Source organism: Arthrobacter sp. 10N44_2 (genome assembly GCF_056394385.1).
Map to the genome: position 1 here is coordinate 201,353 of NZ_JBFTHT010000005.1, position 19,116 is coordinate 220,468.

General features: G+C 68.8%; 15 protein-coding genes. 7 read left to right on the forward strand and 8 right to left on the reverse strand.

The genetic code is table 11. From position 1 onward, the window contains the following. Nucleotides 1–232 precede the first annotated feature (232 nt). Nucleotides 233–3,904 (forward strand): transcription-repair coupling factor, encoded by a 3,672-nt coding sequence (mfd, locus tag AC1DBX_RS08300; RefSeq protein ID WP_476931514.1) that lies wholly within the window; start codon nucleotides 233–235, stop codon nucleotides 3,902–3,904. 4 nt (nucleotides 3,905–3,908) lie between these two features. Beyond that, on the forward strand, nucleotides 3,909–4,739 hold the full coding sequence (locus AC1DBX_RS08305) for a metal-dependent hydrolase (RefSeq protein WP_018774647.1): 831 nt from the start codon (nucleotides 3,909–3,911) through the stop codon (nucleotides 4,737–4,739). A gap of 71 nt (nucleotides 4,740–4,810) precedes the next feature. Here AC1DBX_RS08305 and AC1DBX_RS08310 read toward each other — a convergent pair whose 3' ends face one another. The 6 genes from AC1DBX_RS08310 to nirB form a co-directional block, all read right to left on the reverse strand. Then, the gene (locus AC1DBX_RS08310) at nucleotides 4,811–5,035 is read right to left on the reverse strand and encodes a hypothetical protein (protein ID WP_230010712.1); all 225 of its coding nucleotides are present in this window, start codon (nucleotides 5,033–5,035) and stop codon (nucleotides 4,811–4,813) included. A gap of 52 nt (nucleotides 5,036–5,087) precedes the next feature. Beyond that, entirely contained in the window at nucleotides 5,088–5,786 is a 699-nt protein-coding gene (deoC, locus tag AC1DBX_RS08315) for a deoxyribose-phosphate aldolase (RefSeq protein ID WP_476849037.1), read from the reverse strand. A 160-nt stretch (nucleotides 5,787–5,946) separates the two neighbouring features. Beyond that, nucleotides 5,947–6,846 (reverse strand): FAD-dependent oxidoreductase, encoded by a 900-nt coding sequence (locus tag AC1DBX_RS08320; RefSeq protein ID WP_476931515.1) that lies wholly within the window; start codon nucleotides 6,844–6,846, stop codon nucleotides 5,947–5,949. Between the two features lie 243 nt (nucleotides 6,847–7,089). Beyond that, complete coding sequence (locus AC1DBX_RS08325; protein WP_476856642.1) at nucleotides 7,090–8,244, reverse strand: uroporphyrinogen-III synthase; 1,155 nt, start codon at nucleotides 8,242–8,244, stop codon at nucleotides 7,090–7,092. 92 nt (nucleotides 8,245–8,336) lie between these two features. Then, on the reverse strand, nucleotides 8,337–9,371 hold the full coding sequence (gene cobA / locus AC1DBX_RS08330) for a uroporphyrinogen-III C-methyltransferase (protein WP_476931516.1): 1,035 nt from the start codon (nucleotides 9,369–9,371) through the stop codon (nucleotides 8,337–8,339). A 2-nt stretch (nucleotides 9,372–9,373) separates the two neighbouring features. Continuing rightward, the gene (gene nirB, locus AC1DBX_RS08335) at nucleotides 9,374–12,082 is read right to left on the reverse strand and encodes a nitrite reductase large subunit NirB (protein ID WP_476931517.1); all 2,709 of its coding nucleotides are present in this window, start codon (nucleotides 12,080–12,082) and stop codon (nucleotides 9,374–9,376) included. A 256-nt stretch (nucleotides 12,083–12,338) separates the two neighbouring features. Between nirB and nirD the strand changes: the two genes are divergently transcribed. Continuing rightward, nucleotides 12,339–12,719, forward strand: coding sequence for a nitrite reductase small subunit NirD (gene nirD / locus AC1DBX_RS08340; RefSeq protein WP_476931518.1), 381 nt, complete (start codon nucleotides 12,339–12,341; stop codon nucleotides 12,717–12,719). Here the strand turns inward: nirD and AC1DBX_RS08345 are convergent. Next, complete coding sequence (locus AC1DBX_RS08345) at nucleotides 12,716–14,455, reverse strand: phospho-sugar mutase (RefSeq protein ID WP_476931519.1); 1,740 nt, start codon at nucleotides 14,453–14,455, stop codon at nucleotides 12,716–12,718. The genes nirD and AC1DBX_RS08345 overlap by 4 nt on opposite strands. Before the next feature lie 128 nt (nucleotides 14,456–14,583). On the opposite strand from AC1DBX_RS08345, the gene AC1DBX_RS08350 reads away from it, so the two are divergent. Continuing rightward, complete coding sequence (locus AC1DBX_RS08350; RefSeq protein ID WP_028278356.1) at nucleotides 14,584–15,063, forward strand: RrF2 family transcriptional regulator; 480 nt, start codon at nucleotides 14,584–14,586, stop codon at nucleotides 15,061–15,063. Between the two features lie 51 nt (nucleotides 15,064–15,114). On the opposite strand, the gene AC1DBX_RS08355 is transcribed toward AC1DBX_RS08350, so the two are convergent. Then, nucleotides 15,115–15,933 (reverse strand): purine-nucleoside phosphorylase, encoded by an 819-nt coding sequence (locus AC1DBX_RS08355; protein ID WP_028278355.1) that lies wholly within the window; start codon nucleotides 15,931–15,933, stop codon nucleotides 15,115–15,117. Nucleotides 15,934–16,041: 108 nt separating this feature from the next. Here AC1DBX_RS08355 and AC1DBX_RS08360 point away from each other — a divergent pair, with 108 nt between their 5' ends. The 3 genes from AC1DBX_RS08360 (at nucleotide 16,042) to AC1DBX_RS08370 (ending at nucleotide 18,884) form a co-directional block, all read left to right on the forward strand. Further along, nucleotides 16,042–17,457: an NAD(P)H-quinone dehydrogenase gene (locus AC1DBX_RS08360; RefSeq protein ID WP_028278354.1), complete on the forward strand. Its 1,416-nt coding sequence runs from the start codon at nucleotides 16,042–16,044 to the stop codon at nucleotides 17,455–17,457. Between the two features lie 53 nt (nucleotides 17,458–17,510). Next, nucleotides 17,511–18,236, forward strand: a complete 726-nt coding sequence (locus AC1DBX_RS08365; RefSeq protein WP_476849031.1) for a hypothetical protein — start codon at nucleotides 17,511–17,513, stop codon at nucleotides 18,234–18,236. Between the two features lie 174 nt (nucleotides 18,237–18,410). After that, entirely contained in the window at nucleotides 18,411–18,884 is a 474-nt protein-coding gene (locus AC1DBX_RS08370; RefSeq protein ID WP_476856537.1) for a DUF805 domain-containing protein, read from the forward strand. Nucleotides 18,885–19,116: the final 232 nt, after the last annotated feature.

Consider the following 19,116-nt stretch of genomic DNA (forward strand, 5'->3'; position numbering starts at 1 on the left):
GCCAGCAGTTGGCGGGTGGCCTACCAAGCCATTCGGTGCGCGGCCCGCGTTGGATGGGCCGCCCGCTCCTGAAGCCAGCCTAGCCCCGTCGGCGGCGCCCCGGGCAGGCCCCGCCGGCCGGGCCCGTCGGCGGGCCCCGAGGCTCCGCGGTAGGCTTGGAGGACCCGGGATTCTCGCGAATTTCGGCTATTCGTGTTGCCTGCACCCCGTGATCCCATCAGGAGCAACAGCTATGAGCCTCAACGGCCCCTCTCTCACCGGTTTGCGCCGCGTCCTCGCCGAAGACCGGAACTACGCCCGGATCCAGGCCGAGGCCGCCCGCGGGTTCGCCGCCCGCAGCGAGGATTACCAGATCAGCGCCCCGGCCGGAATGCGGTCCACGCTGCTCGCGGAAATGGCGGACGGACTCGCGACCCTGGCGGGAAACGAAACCGGCTCTGCAGGGGCTGGCCGGGGAGTGCCCGTGGTCCTGGCCGTCACCGCGACCGGCCGCGAGGCCGAGGACCTGACCGAGGCCCTGCGCGCCTTCCTGCCGGCCGAGACGATCGCGGAGTTCCCCAGCTGGGAGACGCTGCCGCATGAGCGGCTCTCCCCGCGCTCGGACACCGTGGGCCGGCGGCTGTCCGTGCTGCGGCGGCTCGCGCACCCCGAATCGTCCACCGCCGGTGCGCTGCGCGTCGTCGTGGCCCCCGTCCGCGCCGTCGTGCAGCCGATCGTCGCCGGCCTCGGCGAACTGGTGCCGGTCACCCTGAAAGTCGGCCAGGAGGCCCCCTTCAGCGGTGTCGTCAAGAGCCTGGCCGACGCCGCCTACGCCCGGGTGGACATGGTGACCCGCCGCGGCGAATTCGCCGTCCGCGGCGGCATGCTGGACGTCTTCCCGCCCACCGAGGACCACCCCATCCGGGTCGAGTTCTTTGGTGACGAGGTGGACCAGATGCGCTGGTTCGCCGTCGCCGACCAGCGCTCGCTGACCGCGCCCGGCCTGCACCATCCCACCGAACTCCATGCCCCGCCGTGCCGCGAAATCCTGATCACACCCTCCGTCATGTCCCGCGCCGCGACCCTGAAGTCCCAGCTCCCGGCCGCCGCGGACATGCTGGAGAAAATCGCCGGCGGCATCGCCGTCGAGGGCATGGAATCGCTGGCCCCCGTGCTGGTGGACGCCATGGTGCCGTTCCTGGACCAGCTCCCGGCGGGTTCCATCGCGGTGGTGATCGAGCCGGAGAAGGTCCGCACCCGGGCCCACGACCTCGCCGCCACGAACGAGGAATTCCTCGAGGCCGCCTGGTCCACGGCGTCCGACGGCGGCACCGCACCTCTTGATCTGACCTCTGCGGCGTCCGAAGCGCTGCACTCGGCCAGCTTCCGCTCGCTGACCGAAACCCGCACCGCGGCCCTCGAGCACGGCGTCTCCTGGTGGTCCATCACCTCGCTGGCCGGCGACGAGGAGCTGCTGCCCGACGTCGACGTGCTGAACCTGCACGCCCGGGAACCCCGCGGCTACCAGGGCGACGTGGCGGAAATGATGGACTTCATCGGCTCCCGCGTCCGGGACCAGTGGCGGATCGTCGTGGTCACCGAGGGCCCGGGCCCGGCGCAGCGCCTCGCCGAACTCTTCCACGACAACGACATCCCGTGCGCGCGGGTTGACACGCTCGAGGCCGATCCGCAGGCCGGGCTGATCGAGGTGACCACCGCCGCCGTCGGCCGCGGTTTTGTCCTGGATCCGCTCAAGCTGGCGCTGCTGACCGAGGCTGACCTGCTGGGCCGGACCTCGGCCGGTTCCACGAAGGACATGCGCAGGATGCCGTCCAAGCGGCGGAATGCCGTGGATCCGCTGCAGCTCGTGGCCGGGGACTCCGTGGTGCACGAACAGCACGGCATCGGCCGGTTCGTGGAGCTGATCCAGCGCAAGGTTGCCGGTGGCGGCGAGGGCGTGCGCGAATACCTGGTCCTGGAGTACGCCCCGTCCAAGCGCGGAGCCCCGGGCGACCGGCTCTTCGTGCCCACCGACCAGCTGGACCAGGTCACCCGGTACGTGGGCGGCGACACTCCGGCGCTGAGCAAGATGGGTGGCGCGGACTGGGCGAGCACCAAGTCCAAGGCCCGCAAGGCGGTCAAGGAGATCGCCGGCGAGCTGATCCGGCTGTACTCGGCCCGGATGGCCTCCCGCGGCTACGCCTTCGGCCCGGACACCCCGTGGCAGCGGGAACTGGAGGAGGCCTTCCCGTACGTGGAGACCCCGGACCAGCTGACCACCATCAACGAGGTCAAGGCCGACATGGAGCGGGAGATCCCGATGGACCGGCTGATCTCGGGCGACGTCGGCTACGGCAAGACAGAGATCGCTGTCCGGGCCGCGTTCAAAGCGGTCCAGGACGGCAAGCAGGTCGCCGTGCTGGTGCCCACCACGCTGCTCGCCCAGCAGCACTACGAGACGTTCACCGAACGGTTTTCCGGCTTTCCCCTCGTCGTCAAGCCGCTGTCCCGCTTCCAGACCGGCAAGGAGGCCAAGGAAACCGCCGACGGCGTCAAGGCCGGTTCCGTGGACGTCGTGATCGGCACGCACCGGCTGCTGTCCAAGGACTTCGGCTTCAAGGACCTCGGCCTGGTGATCGTGGACGAGGAGCAGCGCTTCGGCGTCGAACACAAGGAAGCGCTGAAGAAGATGCGCACCAACGTCGACGTCCTGGCCATGAGCGCCACCCCGATTCCGCGCACACTGGAAATGTCCCTGACCGGCATCCGCGAAACCTCCACCCTGGCCACCCCGCCGGAGGAACGGCACCCCGTGCTGACGTATGTGGGCCCGTACACGGACAAGCAGACTTCCGCCGCGATCCGCCGTGAGCTGATGCGCGAAGGCCAGGTGTTCTTCGTCCACAACCGGGTGTCCACGATCGACCGCACCGCGGCGAAGATCCGCGAACTGGTCCCTGAGGCCCGGGTGGAGGTGGCGCACGGGCAGATGTCCGAGAGCCGGCTGGAGCAGATCATCGTGGACTTCTGGGAAAAGCGCTTCGACGTCCTGGTCTGCACCACCATCATCGAGACCGGCCTGGACATCTCCAACGCCAACACCCTGATCGTGGACGGCGCGGACAAGTACGGCCTCTCCCAGCTGCACCAGCTGCGCGGACGTGTGGGACGCGGCCGTGAACGCGCCTACGCCTACTTCCTCTACCCTTCGGAAAAGCCGCTGGGCGAGGTGGCGCTGGAACGGCTCAAGGCCGTCGCAACGCACAATGAGCTCGGCGCCGGCATGCAGCTGGCCATGAAGGACCTGGAGATCCGCGGCGCCGGCAACCTGCTCGGCGGCGAGCAGTCCGGCCACATCCAAGGCGTCGGCTTCGACCTCTACATCCGGCTGGTCGGCGAGGCCGTAGCCGAATACCGGGGCGAGGCGGAGGAGAAGGCCGCCGAAATGAAGATCGAACTGCCGGTCAACGCGCACCTGCCGCACGACTACGTGCCGGGCGAACGGCTGCGCCTGGAGGCTTACCGCAAACTCGCCAGCGCCATCACCTACGAGGCGATCGAGGAGGTCCTCGCGGAGCTCGTGGACCGTTACGGCGAGCTGCCGCTGCCGGCCACCAACCTGATCGACGTCGCCCGGTTCCGGGTGGGCGCCCGCGAGGCCGGATTGTCCGACGTCGCGCTGCAGGGCAACTTCATCAAGTTCTCCCCGGCGCAACTGCCCGAGTCCAAGCTCATGCGCCTGACCCGGATGTACCCCGGCGCGCAGGCGAAGCCGGCTCTGGACGCCGTGCTCGTTCCGAAGCCCAAGACGGCCAGGATCGGCGGCCGGGACCTGCAGGACGCCGAGATCCTGGAGTGGGCCAACGGCGTGATCCGCAACATCTTCTCCGACGCCCCTGTCTCTGCCACACCGGCGGTGAAATAAAAGAATGATGGGAGGACATCACGCCGCGTCGGGAGCCGCGGCGTGGGTAGCCATTGCCTCGACCGGCCCGTATGCGCTCGGCTGGTACCCGCTGGATCCCACCGGAATCGTGATCGGCGCGATGGCGACGGCGGGGACCGCGCTGGTCTGCGACTGGGACCACCGTGCCAGCACGGTGGCGCACGCGCTGCCGCCGCTGTCCAACCTGGTGGCGCGCGGCATTGAGAACGCCAGCGGGGGCCACCGGCAGGGCACTCATTCGGTGCTGGGCGCGGCGTTCTTCGTGCTGCTGGCCACGATCGCCGGGCAGTGGCAGGTGCAGACCCAGTGGGGGCTGCTGTCCGTCGGAGCCGGCCTGCTGTGCATGTTCATGATCAACATCGCCGCGAAGGCACTGAAACTCTTCCCGAAATTCGGCTGGATCAGCAACTGGATCGTCGGGCTGCTCATGGCCGGACTCGTGACGTGGTTCGCGCCGCACCAGTGGACCTGGCTGCCGGTTTCGATGCTTACCGGGGTGCTGGTGCACATTGTGGGGGACATGATCACCACCGGGGGAGTGCCGCTGCTCTGGCCACTTGTGATCAAGCCGCCCAAGGTCCTGCGGAAACTGCCGCTGCTGAAGAACATCTGGAGGGCCAACGGGGCGTTCTCCATCCCGCTGCTGGGCCGGGCGGGTTCGCGGCGGGAATGGTTCGTCCTGATCCCGGTAAGCGGCTACGCCATGGTGGGGATGTTTGGCGCCGGCCTGGCGGTGGCCAAAGCGCACTTCCCCGCGGCCCTGGCCCTCGGCACGGGGCTGGTCAAGGGCCTGTTCGCGCTGGTGCCCGGCTAGGACTGCCACCGGTTAAATGACTGAAGCTCCGGATGAACCGGAGCTTCAGTCATTTAAGGGTCAGGAGAGGCCTAGTTTTCGCCGGCCGAATCCGAGCGGCCCAGCAGGGTCTGCGGGATCCAGAACGCGGCCGCGAAGAGAATCAGGCAGACGGCCATCGGCCAGGTGTTTTCCAGCGTCAGGAAGGACAGCGAGTAGATCGCACCGAGGAACAGGACCATCATCGGCACGAACAGGGCGATGCTGGATCCGAGGCTGTTCTCGACGCGCCGGGACGGGGTGGTGTTGCTGGACATTCGTTCCTCCTCGGCCCCGGGGGGCTCAAAACTGTGGGCGGTGCCGGCACGGTCAGTACGCGGACGAACCCTGTTCACCCTTGACGATCGCGATACCGGAGCTGGCGCCAATACGTGTTGCACCTGCAGCAATCATAGCCTGAGCATCGGCCAGGGAACGCACGCCGCCGGAGGCCTTGACACCCAGGTCCGGGCCGACGGCGCGGCGCATGAGAGCGACGTCCTCGGCAGTGGCCCCGCCGCCGTTGAAGCCCGTGGAGGTCTTCACGAAGTCCGCCCCGGCTTCCACCGCGGCCTCGCAGGCGAGCACCTTCTGGTCATCGCCCAGCAGCGCCGTTTCGATGATGACCTTCAGGATGGCTCCGCCCTCGTGCACGGCGGCCGCGACGGCGGCGATGTCGTCCACCAGCGCGCCCTTGTCATTGGCACGGGCCGCGGCGATGTTGATGACCATGTCCACTTCTTCGGCACCGTCCAGGACCGCGCCGCGGGCCTCGAAGGCCTTGACGTCGCTCGGCGTGGCGCCCAGCGGGAATCCCACCACGGAGCACGTCAGGACGCCGGATCCCTTGAGCGCTTTCTTGACGGTCTTGACCCAGACCGGGTTCACGCAGACCGACTTGAAGTGGTACTCCGCCGCCTCGGCGCAGACCTTGAGGATCTCCGCCTCGCTGGCCTCCGGCTTGAGCAGGGTGTGGTCGATGTAGGAGGCGATGTTGGGCGTCCCCCCGGTGGCGGCTTCTTGGCTCATGGTGGTCCCTTTCGTGGCGGGCCTGGGACGCGGCGGTCCCTTCCCGGGCCTTGTGGGCCTGCGGGCCCTGGCGGCGCCGCGTGGTGCGCGGCTTATCAGGGAACCATCTTGCCATAGGAATGTGCCCGGCGGATGCCCCCGGCCGGGCCTCCCCGGCACGTCAGGCGGCGGCCGCCAGCGGCCGGCCCATGGTGGCCTGAAGCAACTGGGAAGCGCACACCGACGCCGCGGAACCGGAGGCCACGAGCAGCCCCAGCCGGACGCCGTCGTAGGCTGCCGCGTCACCGATCGCCCAGATGCCCGGCACGGAGGTGCGGAAGTCCTGGCCGATGACGATCCCGCCGCCGGCAGCGGTCGCGAGCCCGGCCGTGGCGGCCAGCTCGTCGCGGGCGATGCGCTCCTCGGCGAGGATCACGAGGTCACCGTTCATGCTGGAGCCGTCCTCGAAGACGATGCCCGACGCCGGCAGGGCGGACCCGGCGGCGGTGGGAACGACGGCGGCGGGACGGACGGTGGTGCGGACCGGGCGGACGCCGCGGGACCGGAGCACGGCCTCGGCCTGGCCGGCGGCCGAACCCGTGCCGACCAGGATGCCGAGGGGGCGGCGGCCCAGGACCCGGGTGACGTCCTTGACGGCCTCGCCCAGCCCGGCGGCGTCGTCGATCGTGGAATAGCTCAGGCAGCGGGCGGCACCTTCCACCGGAGCCTCGGCGGGGGCGGAACCGGTGGCGATGACGAGCTCGTCGTAGTCGAACTCCATGCCGTCGGCGGTGGTCACGCGGCGGTTTTCCGCGTCGATATAGCTGGCCGGCTGGCCGAAGCGGACGGATACCTGGGGCAGGACGGCGAGCTCCAGCAATTCCTCGGGGGCGTCGTCCCGGTTGCTGAGGACCGTGATGGCGCCGGCGAACGGGGTCCGGGTGAGCTGCCGGACGAGCGCCTGGGCGGCCCGGCCGGCGCCGGCGATGACGATCCTGGGCCGGGCGGCCGTGGTGGCGGCGGCAGCCGGAGCGCCTGTCAGGGAGGAAGTGGAGATGGGAGACATTGCCGGAGCGGACATGTGCTGGCCCTTTCGCTGGGTGGCCATCGTGTGGCCGGTGTGCTTGATGAACCCCAGCGTAGGCGTCCGATTTTTCCGGGGTGTTTCCCGGGTGTTGCCGCTTCTGCCCTGCCCGTTCGCCAGTATTTACCGGCCGGTAATGCCGTGGGTCACACCGTCGCGAAGGCCGGCAGCAAAGCAACGCGGGGTCACTTAGCGCCTATAGATAGCGGTGGGATGGGCGCTATGTGACCCCGCGTTGGGTTAGACCCGGATCCGGTAGCCGCGTTTCACCACGGTTTCCACCAGCCGGGTGTCCGGCAGCGCGGACCGCAGCCGGCTGACGGTCATGTCCAGGGCATGCACGGAACCGCGCAGCTCCAGCAGGTCCGAGAGCGCCTCGCGGGACAGCACTGCCCCGCCGGCGCCGATGAGCGCGCGCAGCAGCAACAGCGGTGCGGGCGCCATTTCGACCGGCTCGCCGTTGATGCGCAGCGACCGGCCGCGCAGCTCCACCCTGCCGGAAACGGTGTCGAGCCGGCGGACGTGGTTCAGCGCCAGGTGCTCGCAGACCAGCCGGATCAGGGCGCCCATCCGGAACCGTTCCGGGATCAGCGGATGCAGCCCGGCATCGAGCAGCGGCTGCGCGGTGATGGGCCCGACGACGGCGGTCGCCACGGTGGTCTTCAGGCTCTCTACGAGCTGTTTGTAGACGCCCATCTCGTGCGCCGTGCTCCACATCGCGTCCACGGCGGGCGCGCTGGTGAACGTCAGGACATCCAGGTTGCCGCTGCACGCCGCTTCGATCAGCTTGGGCAGCCGGTCGGCGCCGTCGGGCTTGACCCAGCGGTACGGGGTGACCGTCAGGACGGTGGCGCCGGACATGCGCAGGCGCTCGAGCTGGCGGACATCGGTGTAGCCGTGCAGCTGCACCGCGACTGTCTTGCCGCGCACACCCTCGGCCAGGAGCATGTCCACGAGCGTGGACGTGGTTTCGTCGCTGCTGATTCCGACGTCGGCGAGCCCGGCGGCGCGCACGGCGCCGCGGGCTTTGGGCCCGCGGACGAACATCCGGGTGGCGGAGAGGGTCTCCAGCAGCTGGTCGCCAATGCCAAACGTGTCCGCGGCCTCGCACCAGCGGCGCATGCCGTAGGCGGTGGTCGCGATGCAAAGATCGGGCCGGGCGGCGATGATCGCCCGGGTGTCCTCGATCAGGCTCTGGTCCTCCCGGACCGGGGCGATCTTCAGGGCCGGGGCGTGAAGCACCTCGGCACCGCGGCGTTCCAGGGCCTCGATGAGGTCCTGCGAACGGCGGTGCGAGGTGACGCCGATCCGGAAGCCGTCCAGGGGAAGGTCCCGGTCGGTCGCGTCCTCGGCGGGTTCGGGCGCGGGGGCGCCGGCGGTCGCCCCGGCGGTCAGTGCGGAGGCGAGGGCGGGGTTCAAGGAGGACAGTGGTGCGCCGGGCTCCGGGAGGGCTGCGGCGACGGCGTTCAGTGCGCTCATGGGAATCCTTACGCCTCCATCAGTGATGCGGCCAGACGGTCGAGCTCTGCCGTGGCACCGGCACAGCCCCGGTTGGCTTCGGCCACCCGGACAACGTCCCCGATCACCAGGACGGCGGGGTTGCTGCAGCCCGCGGCTGCTGAGGTGATGGTGCCCAGCTCGGCGATCGTGGTCCGCTGGCCGGGGCGGTAGCCGCGTTCGACGACCGCCATCGGCATGTCGGCCCGCATTCCGGACCGGCGGAGTCCGGCCGCGAGGTGGTGCAGGGTGCCGATGCCCATCAGGACCACAATGGTTCCGCCGAGCCCGGCGAGGTGCGTCAGTTCGTTCTCGGTCAGCGGAGCATGGCCGGAGACCACGGTGAACATGTGGCTGACTTCGCGGTGCGTGACCGGGATGCCGGCGGCGGCCGGAACCGAGATGGCGCTGGTGACTCCGGAGATGACGCGGACCGGAACCCCGGCCGCGACGCAGGACGCGACTTCCTCGCCGCCGCGGCCGAACACATAGGGGTCCCCGCCCTTGAGGCGGACCACGTTGTTGCCGGCCAGCGCGCTTTCCACCATGAGCTTTTCGATGTCGGCCTGGCTGACCTTGTGGTGGCCGGGCTTCTTGCCCACATTTACTAGCTCTGCCGTGGTCAGGGACGGCAGGTCCTGGTACGGGGCGAGCCGGTCGTAGAAGACGACGTCGGCATCGCGCAGCGCGGCGACGGCGGCGACCGTGAGCAGCTCGGTGGTCCCGGGTCCGCCGCCGACCAGCGTGACGTGGCCCGCCGCGCCGGCCGGGGGCTCGGCCGCCACCGGGATGCCGGTGGCACGGCACCGGCCGAGGAGGGCCTCCCAGCCGGGCTGGCCGTCGTCGACCGCCGCGACCAGGAACGGGCGCTCGGGCAGCGGGCCGTCAATGCCGGCGCCCTGCGGGGTGCTGAGGCGGAACACGACGGCGCCGGCCGCCTCATAGCGCCGCACGGCCTGACGGGCGGCGTGGTCCGCGCCCGTGACCAGGACTTCGCGTCCGGTGAGGTCAATGGTGAGCTGCATGGCTATACCTCGTTCTCGTCAGGCAGTCCCGGGGTGGTGGCCCGGACCGGAATGGAAGCCCCGATCAGGACCGGCTGCTGCCCGGCCCGCGCCTTCTCCTCCGCTGTCGCGGGGCGCATCTGGCCGCGCTCGTCGGAGACGAAGGTGATCGAATCGTCTTTCTGGTCCGGGGCGTTGACGAAGGAGCGGAAGCGGCGGAGGCGCTCGGGATCCTTCAGGGTGTCGGCCCATTCGTCGACGTAGGTGTCAACGTGCTTGGCCATGGCGGCTTCGAGGTCCTCGGCAATGCCCAGGGTGTCGTGGACCACCACGTCCTCGACGTGCTTGATGCCGCCGTCGAGCTCTTCCTGCCAGCGCGCGGTGCGCTGCAGCCGGTCGGCCGTGCGGATGTAGTACATGAAGTAGCGGTCGATGTACCTGATCAGGGTTTCGTCGTCGAGGTCCTTGGCCAGCAGCTGGGCGTGCGCCGGAGTGGCGCCGCCGTTGCCGCCGACGTACAGGTTCCAGCCGTCGGCGGTGGCGATGACGCCGACGTCCTTACCCCGGGCCTCCGCACATTCGCGGGCGCAGCCGGAGACGCCCATCTTCAGCTTGTGCGGGCTGCGGAGACCGCGGTAGCGCAGCTCGAGCGCGATGGCCATGGCCACCGAATCCTGGACCCCGAAGCGGCACCAGGTGGAGCCGACGCAGGACTTCACCGTGCGCAGGCTCTTGCCGTAGGCCTGGCCGGATTCGAAGCCGGCATCGACCAGGACCTTCCAGATTTCGGGCAGCTGCTCCAGCCGGGCGCCGAACATGTCGATCCGCTGCCCACCGGTGATCTTGGTGTAGAGGCCGTACTGCTCGGCGACCGCGGCGATCACGCCGAGTTTCTTCGGGGTGATCTCGCCGCCGGCGATCCGCGGGACCACCGAGTAGGTGCCGTCCTTTTGCATGTTGGCCAGGGCGCGGTCGTTGGTGTCCTGCAGGGTGCCGCGGCCGGCGTCCAGGACGTAGGCGCTGTTCTGGCTGGCGAGGATGTTGGCGATGGTCGGCTTGCAGATATCGCAGCCGGCGCCGGTGCCGTACTTGGCCATGATCTCCTCGAAGGAGGTCAGCTCCAGGACCCGGATGGCGTCGAAGAGTTCCTGGCGGGAGAGCTCGATGTGTTCGCACAGGGCCTTGGAGACTTCGACGCCGGACTTGGTCAGTTCGGTTTCGAGCAGCTTCTTGAGCATCGGCACGCAGGAACCGCAGCTGGTGCCGGCGCGGGTGCAGCCCTTGAGCTCGCCGAGTTCCCGGACCGGCGCGTTGCCGTCGCAGCTCCCGCAGCCGTTGACGGTGTCACGGATGGTTCCGGCCGAGACGTTGTTGCAGGAACACAGGATCGCGTCATCCGGCAGTTGGATCTCCAAGACTCCGTCCCCGGCGTCACCGCCGCCGGCCGCGGTGAGGTAGGCGCCGGGTTCGGCGGCCAGTTCGCGGCCCAGCATGGGGCGCAGGGAGGTGTAGGGCGAGGCGTCGCCGACGAAGATGCCGCCGAGCAGGGTCTTGGCATCGTCGGTGGTGACGATCTTCTGGTAGACGCCGCGGGCGGGGTCGGCGTAGACGATCTCGAGCGCGTGTTCCGTGCGGGCGAAGGCGTCACCGAAGCTGGCGACGTCGACGCCGGAGAGCTTGAGCTTGGTGGCGGTGTCGAAGCCGGGGAAGGTCGCGTCGCCGCCGTGCAGCCGGTCCGCGACGATTTCGGCCATCGTGTTGGCCGGGGCCACGAGTCCCAGGCACATGCCGCCGAAGTTGGCGACCTCGCCGATCGCCCAGATGCCGGGAACCTCCGTGGAACAGTCGTCGGAGATGACGACGCCGCCGCGCTGGCCGAGCTGGAACTGCTGCGGTCCCTTTTGCCCATCCGGGCCATCCGCCGCCCGGAACAGTTCGTCGCGGGGCCGCACGCCGATCGCGACGATCACGATGTCGGCGTCGATGATCCGGCCGTCGGCCATGAGGACGCCGGTGACCTGGCCGTCGTCGTCGGAGAGGACCTCGGAGGGGAACACCCCGCCGTGGACGGTGAAGCCCTTGGCCTCGATCAGCCGGCCGAGCGCCTGCCCGGCGCCCTCGTCCAGCTGGGTGTTCATGAGCCACGGCGAGCCGTTGATGACGATCGGGGTGGCGCCGAGCTGTTCGGTGCCGGCGGCTGATTCCAGGCCCAGCAGACCGCCGCCGATCGTGACCGCCTTGACCTTCCGGCCCAGCTTCGCGGTGAGGTCCGCGATGGCCTTGTTGATGGACCAGACGTCCTCAAGGGTGCGGTACACATGGGTGAGTTCGGCGCCCGGGATGGGCAGGCGGGCAGCGTCCGAGCCCGTCGCGACCACCAGCTCGTCATAGGGATAAATGGTTCCCGCCGCGGTCCGGACGGTCTTGCCGGCGGCGTCGATGCTGGTGACGCGCTCGCCGGTCTTGAGGTTCAGGGCCGTGTGGTCCCACATGGAAGCGCTGCCCAGGGTGAGGTCGACGTCGCTGTCGGTGAGTGCCTTGCTCAGCGCGACGCGGTCATAGGGGAGGTGGGCTTCCTCGGTGAGGACGGTCACGTGCCAGCCATCGAGTCCGCGGGCGTGCATGGCATCGGCGAAACGGTGCGCCGCGGGGCCGCCGCCGGCCACCACAATACGGCGCGGGGCGGCGCTGGTTGCGCCCTGGTTCGGGTGGCTTGAGGGGTGTCCGGTCACGGTGGGCCTTTCGCATGGGCCGCAGACGGTGCTCTGCAGCTTGTCGTCCCAGACTAGGCAACCGGAATTTCGCTTCAGTTTCCCTTATGTTTCGTGATCTTAACTTCTGCATCACGAATGCATTTCCCGCCGTGTGAGCTCTCTTTTACGCGCCGGACACATCCGGCGCGTCCGGATGAAACACCGCGCGCCTAGCTTGAATATGTGGCCGCAGCAGCGGTTGAACCCGTAAGGGATGTATCAGAGAGGGGCCGGGATGACCGCCGTACTTGAAACCGCCGTACACGACGTTGAGGACCAAATTACTGAAGCCGCAGCCGGCTGGCACCGGGTGTGCGCCGTGGCGGACCTGGAACCCGCCTGGGGCGAGGCGGCACTGATTGCGGGCCGCCAGGTGGCTCTGTTCCGCACCCTGTCCAGTGAGGTTTTCGCCGTCGCGCAGGAGGACCCGGCCACCGGGGCGAACGTCATGGCACGCGGCATCACCGGATCCCGCGGGGACCGGCCCACGGTGGCATCTCCGTTGCACAAGGAGGTCTACGACCTCGGCACCGGAGAATGCCTCGGCAGCCCGGAACTCCGCCTCGCCACCTTCGGTACCCGGATTGTGGGCGGGTACATTGAGGTGCAGCTCTAGAGGCCCAGTGCCTCGCGGACGTCCGCAAGGACGCCGTCCAAGGCCGTGCGGGCCTCGTCCCGGGCTGCCGGAAGCTCGGCGGCCGAGCCGACACTGCGGATGACTTCCAGGTAGCACTTGAGCTTCGGTTCCGTACCGCTGGGGCGGATGATCACACGGCTGAGGTCCCGGGTCAGGTACAGCAGGCCCTCGGTGGGCGGGAGGAGTTCGCTGCCCTCGGCAAGGTCCGTGACGGCCTCGACGCCGGAGCCGCCAAACGATTCCGGCGGGCTCACGCGCAGCCGGTTCATCATCGCGTCCAGCAGGCCGAGGTCCGCCACCCGGATGCTGAGCTGGTCGCTCGCGTGCAGCCCGTGCACCAGGTACAGCTCGTCCAGGGTGTCAAAGATCGTCTTGCCCTCGGCCTTTGCGGCCGCCGCGAGTTCGGCAATGAGGACCGCAGCCGAAATGCCGTCCTTGTCGCGCACCAGCGACGGAGCAACGCAGTAGCCCAGCGCTTCCTCGTAGCCGTAGACCAGCCCCGGCACCCGGGCAATCCACTTGAAACCGGTCAGGGTTTCCTCGTGCGCATAGCCTGCCGCGGCCGCGATTCGCGCCAGCAGCCGGGAGGACACGATCGAGTTGGCGAACACGCCGGCCGGTGCTTCGCCACTGGCGGCCTGCCGCGCCACGACGTGGGCACCTAGCAATGCGCCTACCTCGTCGCCGCGCAGCATGCGCCACGCGCCGGTATCAGGATCCTTCGCCGCCACCGCTGCCCGGTCGGCGTCGGGATCGTTGGCGATCACGATGTCGGCGTCCTCGCGCGTCGCCGCCTCGAGGGCGAGATCCAGCGCCCCGGGCTCCTCCGGGTTCGGGAAGTTTACCGTGGGGAAGTCCGGATCCGGCTGCGCCTGTTCGGTGACGAGCGTGACGTCGTCGAATCCGGCGGCGTTCAGCACCGCCACGGCCGTTTCCCCGCCCACACCGTGCATGGGGGTCAGGACGATCTTCAGCCCGCGGGCCGGGAAGTGCGCAGGGACTGCCAGGGCCGCGACGGCGCGCTGGTAGTCGGCCGCGATGGAGGGCTCCAGCACGGTCCACCCGTCCGCGGCCAGGACGATCGAGTCCAGGGCGCCGACGGCGTCGATCTTCGCCGCTATCAGGGCGTCGTAGGGTGCCACGATCTGGGCGCCGCGGCCGCTTTCCTCCACCGCGTGACGGCCGAGGTACACCTTGTAGCCGTTGTCCTGCGGCGGGTTGTGGCTGGCGGTGACCATGACGCCGCCGTCGCAGTCCAGTGCCCGCACCGCGTAGGCGAGCAGCGGGGTGGGCAGCGCTGCCGGCATCAGGAAGGTCTCAACCCCGGCCGCGGTGAGGATCGCCGCTGTTTCCTCGGCGAAAATGTCGGAGTTGTAACGGGCGTCATAGCCGACGACGGCGCGCGGCCGGGTGCCGGGGGAGGCCTGCCCGACCGCGTTGGTGAGGAAGGCGGTGAAGCCGGCGGCGGCGCGGCGGACCACCACACGGTTCATCCGGTTCGGACCCGGGCCGAGGGCTGCCCGCAGTCCCGCGGTGCCGAACTGCAGGGTGCCGCTGAAGCTGTCGGCCAGTTCCTGGCGGGCCGCGGCGTCGCCCCCGTCGGTGAGGCGGACCAGTTCGGAGAGGGCGGCGGCGGTGGCGGGGTCCGGGTCCTGGCTGGCCCAATCGCGGGCATCGCTCAGGAGGCGGGCGAGTTCGGCATCAGAAGACGTCATGGAACCAAACTATCGCCAATCGTGGGCGATTCCTGCCCAGACAATCGAGAGTTCGGGTTTCAGTTCCATCTCGAGGCCTTTCGCGGGGACCTTGACACCCAAATTTCCGGACACGTAACGTCTGGAATATGAAGATGGGCCGTGGCGTCGAATGGGCCGTGCACAGTTGCGTCAACATGGCCTGGACACCGCCCGGTGAGCCGGTGAACAGTGCCCGGCTGGCCGAGTTCTACAAACTCCCGGCGGCCTATCTCAATAAGCAGTTTCAGTCCCTGGTCCGGGCCGGCGTCCTGGACTCGGTGTCGGGTCCCCGCGGCGGCTTTCTCTTGGCGCGCCGGCCCGAAAACATCACCGTGCTGGACATCGTGCTGGCGCTGGAGGGCCAGGACCCGGCGTTCCGGTGCGAGGCGATCCTCGGAAATGTTCCGGAACCGGACCGGCAGGAGAACTTCGCGCGGACGTGCCTGATTTCCCAGACTATGCGCCAGGCCGAACTCGCCTGGCGGCAGGCGCTGGCCCGCCAGAGCATCGCCGGGATCGCGGACTCGATGGAGCGGCGGTTCCCGGCGGATAAAGCAAAGGTCCTGGACTACCTGGCCGCGGAATAGCCGCAGCCGGGTGGCCCAGGACCTGTCGCGGGGCCTAGCCCAGAACCAGGATCAGAGCTTGGCGATGATGTCTGCCAGCAGCTTGGAAATCCGCGGGCCGGCGGCCTCGCCGGCCTCGAGGACTTCCCCGTGGCTGAGCGGCACGGGGCTGATCCCGGCGGCGAGGTTGGTCACCAGCGAGATGCCGAAGACCTCCATGCCGGCGTGACGGCCGGCGATCGCCTCAAGCGCCGTGGACATGCCCACCAGGTCGGCGCCGATCCGCTTGGCGTACTGCACCTCGGCGGGCGTCTCATAGTGCGGGCCGGTGAACTGGGCGTAGACGCCCTCGTCCAGCGACGGGTCCACCTCGCGGGCCAGCCCGCGGATCCGGGAGGAGTACAGGTCCGTCAGGTCCACGAACGTTGCCCCTTCCAACGGAGAGGTGGCGGTGAGGTTGATGTGGTCGCTGATGAGCACCGGTGTGCCGGGCGTCCAGTTCTCGTTGAGCCCGCCGCAGCCGTTGGTCAGCACGAGGGTCTTGCAGCCGGCCGCGGCGGCGGTGCGCACCCCGTGCACCACGGCTCGGACGCCCTTGCCCTCGTAGTAGTGCGTGCGTGCGCCCAGTACCAGGGCGCGCTTGCCCTCTTTGGTCAGGACCGAGCGGATGGTGCCCACGTGCCCCACCACGGACGGTGCGGAGAAGCCGGGGATTTCGGCGGCGGACAAGGTGGCGGTCGTCTCGCCGATGAGCTCGGCGGCGTCGCCCCAGCCCGAGCCGAGGACCAGGGCGACGTCATGGGAGTCGACGCCCGTCTCTGCAGCGATGTAGTCGGCGGCGGCGCGGGCGGCGTCGAAAGGGTCCGTGTTCAGGAATTCTGTTGTACTCACCGGTACAAGTTATCGCGGCCGGGGCCCGCTGCCCAGCATGCACGGCCGGACCCGCGCGCGGCCCGGATTCTTGGTGGCTCCGGTTCGGATGGTGGACAATGGTTGATTGTGACTACGCATCCTGACTTCAGCTCACCCCGCATCGCAATTCTCGGCGGAGGGCCTGGCGGCTACGAGGCCGCCATGGTCGCCGCCTCGCTGGGGGCGCAGGTCACCATCATCGAGCGTGCGGGGCTCGGCGGCTCGGCGGTGCTGACCGACGTCGTTCCGTCCAAAACCCTGATCGCGACGGCAGATCTGATGACCCGCGTCGGCGAGGCCGGCGAGCTCGGGGTTAAATTCGACCTCGACGGCGGCGACTGCACCCCCACGATGCGCGCGGACCTCAAGCACATCAACGACCGCCTGCTGCGGCTGGCGCGGAAGCAGTCGGAGGACATCCAAGTCGGGCTGGAACACCAGAACGTCCGCATCCTGATCGGTTCCGGCAGGCTGCTGGACAACCACACCATCGAGGTCCTCACCGCCAACGGCACCGAGACGGTGGAAGCAGACACCATCCTGCTGGCGGTCGGCGCCCACCCGCGCGAGCTGCCCACGGCCCGCCCGGACGGTGAGCGCATCCTCAACTGGGCCCAGATCTACAACATGGACGTGCTCCCCGAAGAGCTGATCGTGGTGGGTTCCGGCGTCACGGGCGCGGAATTCGCCTCGGCCTACAACGGCCTGGGTTCCAAGGTCACCCTGATTTCCAGCCGCGACCGCGTGCTGCCGGGCTCGGACACCGACGCCGCCGAGGTCCTCGAGGGCGTCTTCGAACGCCGCGGGCTCAAGGTCCTCTCCCGCGCCCGCGCCGAGACCGTCGAACGCACGGACGACGGCGTCGTGGTCACCCTCGGCGACGGTTCGAAGGTGACCGGCAGCCACTGCCTGGTCTGCGTCGGCTCCATCCCCAACACGGCCGGCATCGGCCTGGAGGAAGCCGGCGTCGCGCTGACCGAGAGCGGCCACATCAAGGTCGACGGCGTCTCGCGCACCACTGCGCCGAACATCTACGCCGCGGGCGACTGCACCGGCGTGCTGGCGCTCGCCTCCGTCGCCGCGATGCAGGGCCGGATCGCGATCGCGCACTTCCTGGGCGACAGTGTCATGCCCCTTAAGCTGCACCAGGTGGCATCCAACATCTTCACCTCGCCCGAGATTGCGAACGTGGGCGTCTCCGAGGCCGAGATTGATTCGGGCAAGTACCAGGCCGACGTCATCAAGCTGTCCCTGCGCAGCAACGCCCGCGCCAAGATGCGCAACCACCGCGACGGTTTCATCAAAATCTTCGCCCGCAAGGGCTCCGGCACCGTGATCGGCGGGGTGGTGGTGGGCCCGAACGCCTCCGAGCTCATCTTCGCGATCTCGATCGCCGTGACCCAGAAGCTGCACGTCGACGACATCGCCAGCACTTTCACCGTGTACCCGTCCCTGAGTGGCTCCATCTCCGAAGCAGCCCGGCGGCTCCACGTCCACATGTAGATTGCGCACGTAGAGTTACAGAGCGGGCCCGCCGCAATCCGGAGGCTGATGCCATGCAGAGTCCCCAGGCGCTGGTTGAAGCCGCCGAGCGGGCCGCCGCGCGCTCTACTGCGCACGGCGCCGCGGGGGACGTCGCGGGGGAAGAAGAAACCTTCACCGGGTTCGGCGTCACCGGGGTTCCGTTCAGTTCAGGCTACGTACTGGCGTTGCGGCGCTTCGCCGGGTCATCGATCGGGCCGGGGTACACCTCGGTCTGGATCCGCGACCCCGCCGGAGCATGGTCAATGCATGGCACCGTGGCCCCAGGACTCTCGTGCCCCCGGTACTTCGGCGCCGCCCTCGATTCGGCGTCAACCTCCCGCATTTCCCTCACGTGGAGCGGCAGCCACGCTTTCACGGTCGACGTCGACGGCGGCGCTGCGCTGCACTGGCAGCTCACGCTGCGCTCCACGACGATCACCAGATTCATGACGGTGGTGTCCGGTGCCGTTCCGGACCGGCTGTGGCGCAGCCGGGCGTTCCTGCGCGCCATGGGTGCCGTTGCCGGACCGCTCCTCGGGGCGGGCCACCTGGGCCTGACTGGCCTCGCCCCCAACGGCCAACGATTTGCCGTCCACCCTCGGCGCATGTGGTTCGTCGCAGACAGCCGGGCCGTGCTCAAGGGACGCGACTTGGGAGAACCCGCTGCCTTGCCAGTCCAGGACAGGTTGGGGGACTTCTGGATACCCCGGCGCGGCATCCTGATGATGGGAACCGCGGTGTTCGAGCCGGGAGATTAAGCACGACGGTTGACCGGCGCCTGAGGTTCCGCGTCCACTGATCCGGGTCTAGCCTCCTGCGCCGCACACATGCGCGGGTGAACGCAGTGTAAATTCTCGCCGCCCAACAGGCATTCATGTCCGACGGCGGCCCTAGGATGAATCTCGTCATTCGCACTCATTCAAGGGGACTACATGAGTTATCCGCAGCAACCGAATGCATTTCCGCCCCAGACCGGAGAGACTCCGCTTTGGGCGCCGCTCTATGGGGCTACCCTCAAGCAGGCCGTCCAGCGATTCTTCAAGAAATACGCCATCTTCTCCGGCCGGGCAAGCCGCAGTGAGTACTGGTGGTGGGCACTGGTGTCCCTCATCGTCGGGATAGTCATCAACATCATCACCAGCACCGGCACGACGACTAATGCGTCCGGAACCGCCGTGACGGGACCGGGTGCCATTGTCGGCTTGATCCTTGCTGTCATTTGGGGGCTCGGGACAATCGTTCCGTCCGTTGCCCTGCTGGCACGGCGCCTCCACGACGTGAACCTGAGCGCCTGGCTGATCCTGCTGGTCCTGGTGCCGTTCCTCGGCGGCCTGGCGCTGTTGGTGATGACAATTCTGCCCTCCAACCCTGCCGGCCAGCGGTTCGACCAGCCCTCCGGCTACTAGTGCGCTTCCGCTGAGCGAAGAATCCCTGGCCGGGAATCCGGGCAGGGATTCTTCGTTTTCGGCAGTCGGGCGCACCGCCGTGCGGGGGCCGCGGTTTCGCGTCAACGTCGCAACACCTAACTGGGAAGGGTGCTGTTTTATGGGACGTTCGGCGCGTAGTTTGCGGAAAATGGGACCACCGGGCCTGCTTGATAAGCGGCCCGGATATGTTCAGCTCATGAAAGGCGGGCAT

Bases quoted from the DNA above. Each gene is read 5' to 3' on its own strand.
- nirD (WP_476931518.1), top strand. From the start codon at position 12,339: ATGACCGCCGTACTTGAAACCGCCGTACACGACGTTGAGGACCAAATT.
- AC1DBX_RS08365 (WP_476849031.1), top strand. From the start codon at position 17,511: ATGCAGAGTCCCCAGGCGCTGGTTGAAGCCGCCGAGCGGGCCGCCGCG.
- AC1DBX_RS08305 (WP_018774647.1), top strand. From the start codon at position 3,909: ATGATGGGAGGACATCACGCCGCGTCGGGAGCCGCGGCGTGGGTAGCC.
- AC1DBX_RS08310 (WP_230010712.1), bottom strand. From the start codon at position 5,035: ATGTCCAGCAACACCACCCCGTCCCGGCGCGTCGAGAACAGCCTCGGA.
- AC1DBX_RS08345 (WP_476931519.1), bottom strand. From the start codon at position 14,455: ATGACGTCTTCTGATGCCGAACTCGCCCGCCTCCTGAGCGATGCCCGC.
- mfd (WP_476931514.1), top strand. From the start codon at position 233: ATGAGCCTCAACGGCCCCTCTCTCACCGGTTTGCGCCGCGTCCTCGCC.
- AC1DBX_RS08320 (WP_476931515.1), bottom strand. From the start codon at position 6,846: ATGTCCGCTCCGGCAATGTCTCCCATCTCCACTTCCTCCCTGACAGGC.
- AC1DBX_RS08370 (WP_476856537.1), top strand. From the start codon at position 18,411: ATGAGTTATCCGCAGCAACCGAATGCATTTCCGCCCCAGACCGGAGAG.
- deoC (WP_476849037.1), bottom strand. From the start codon at position 5,786: ATGAGCCAAGAAGCCGCCACCGGGGGGACGCCCAACATCGCCTCCTAC.
- cobA (WP_476931516.1), bottom strand. From the start codon at position 9,371: ATGCAGCTCACCATTGACCTCACCGGACGCGAAGTCCTGGTCACGGGC.
- AC1DBX_RS08350 (WP_028278356.1), top strand. From the start codon at position 14,584: ATGAAGATGGGCCGTGGCGTCGAATGGGCCGTGCACAGTTGCGTCAAC.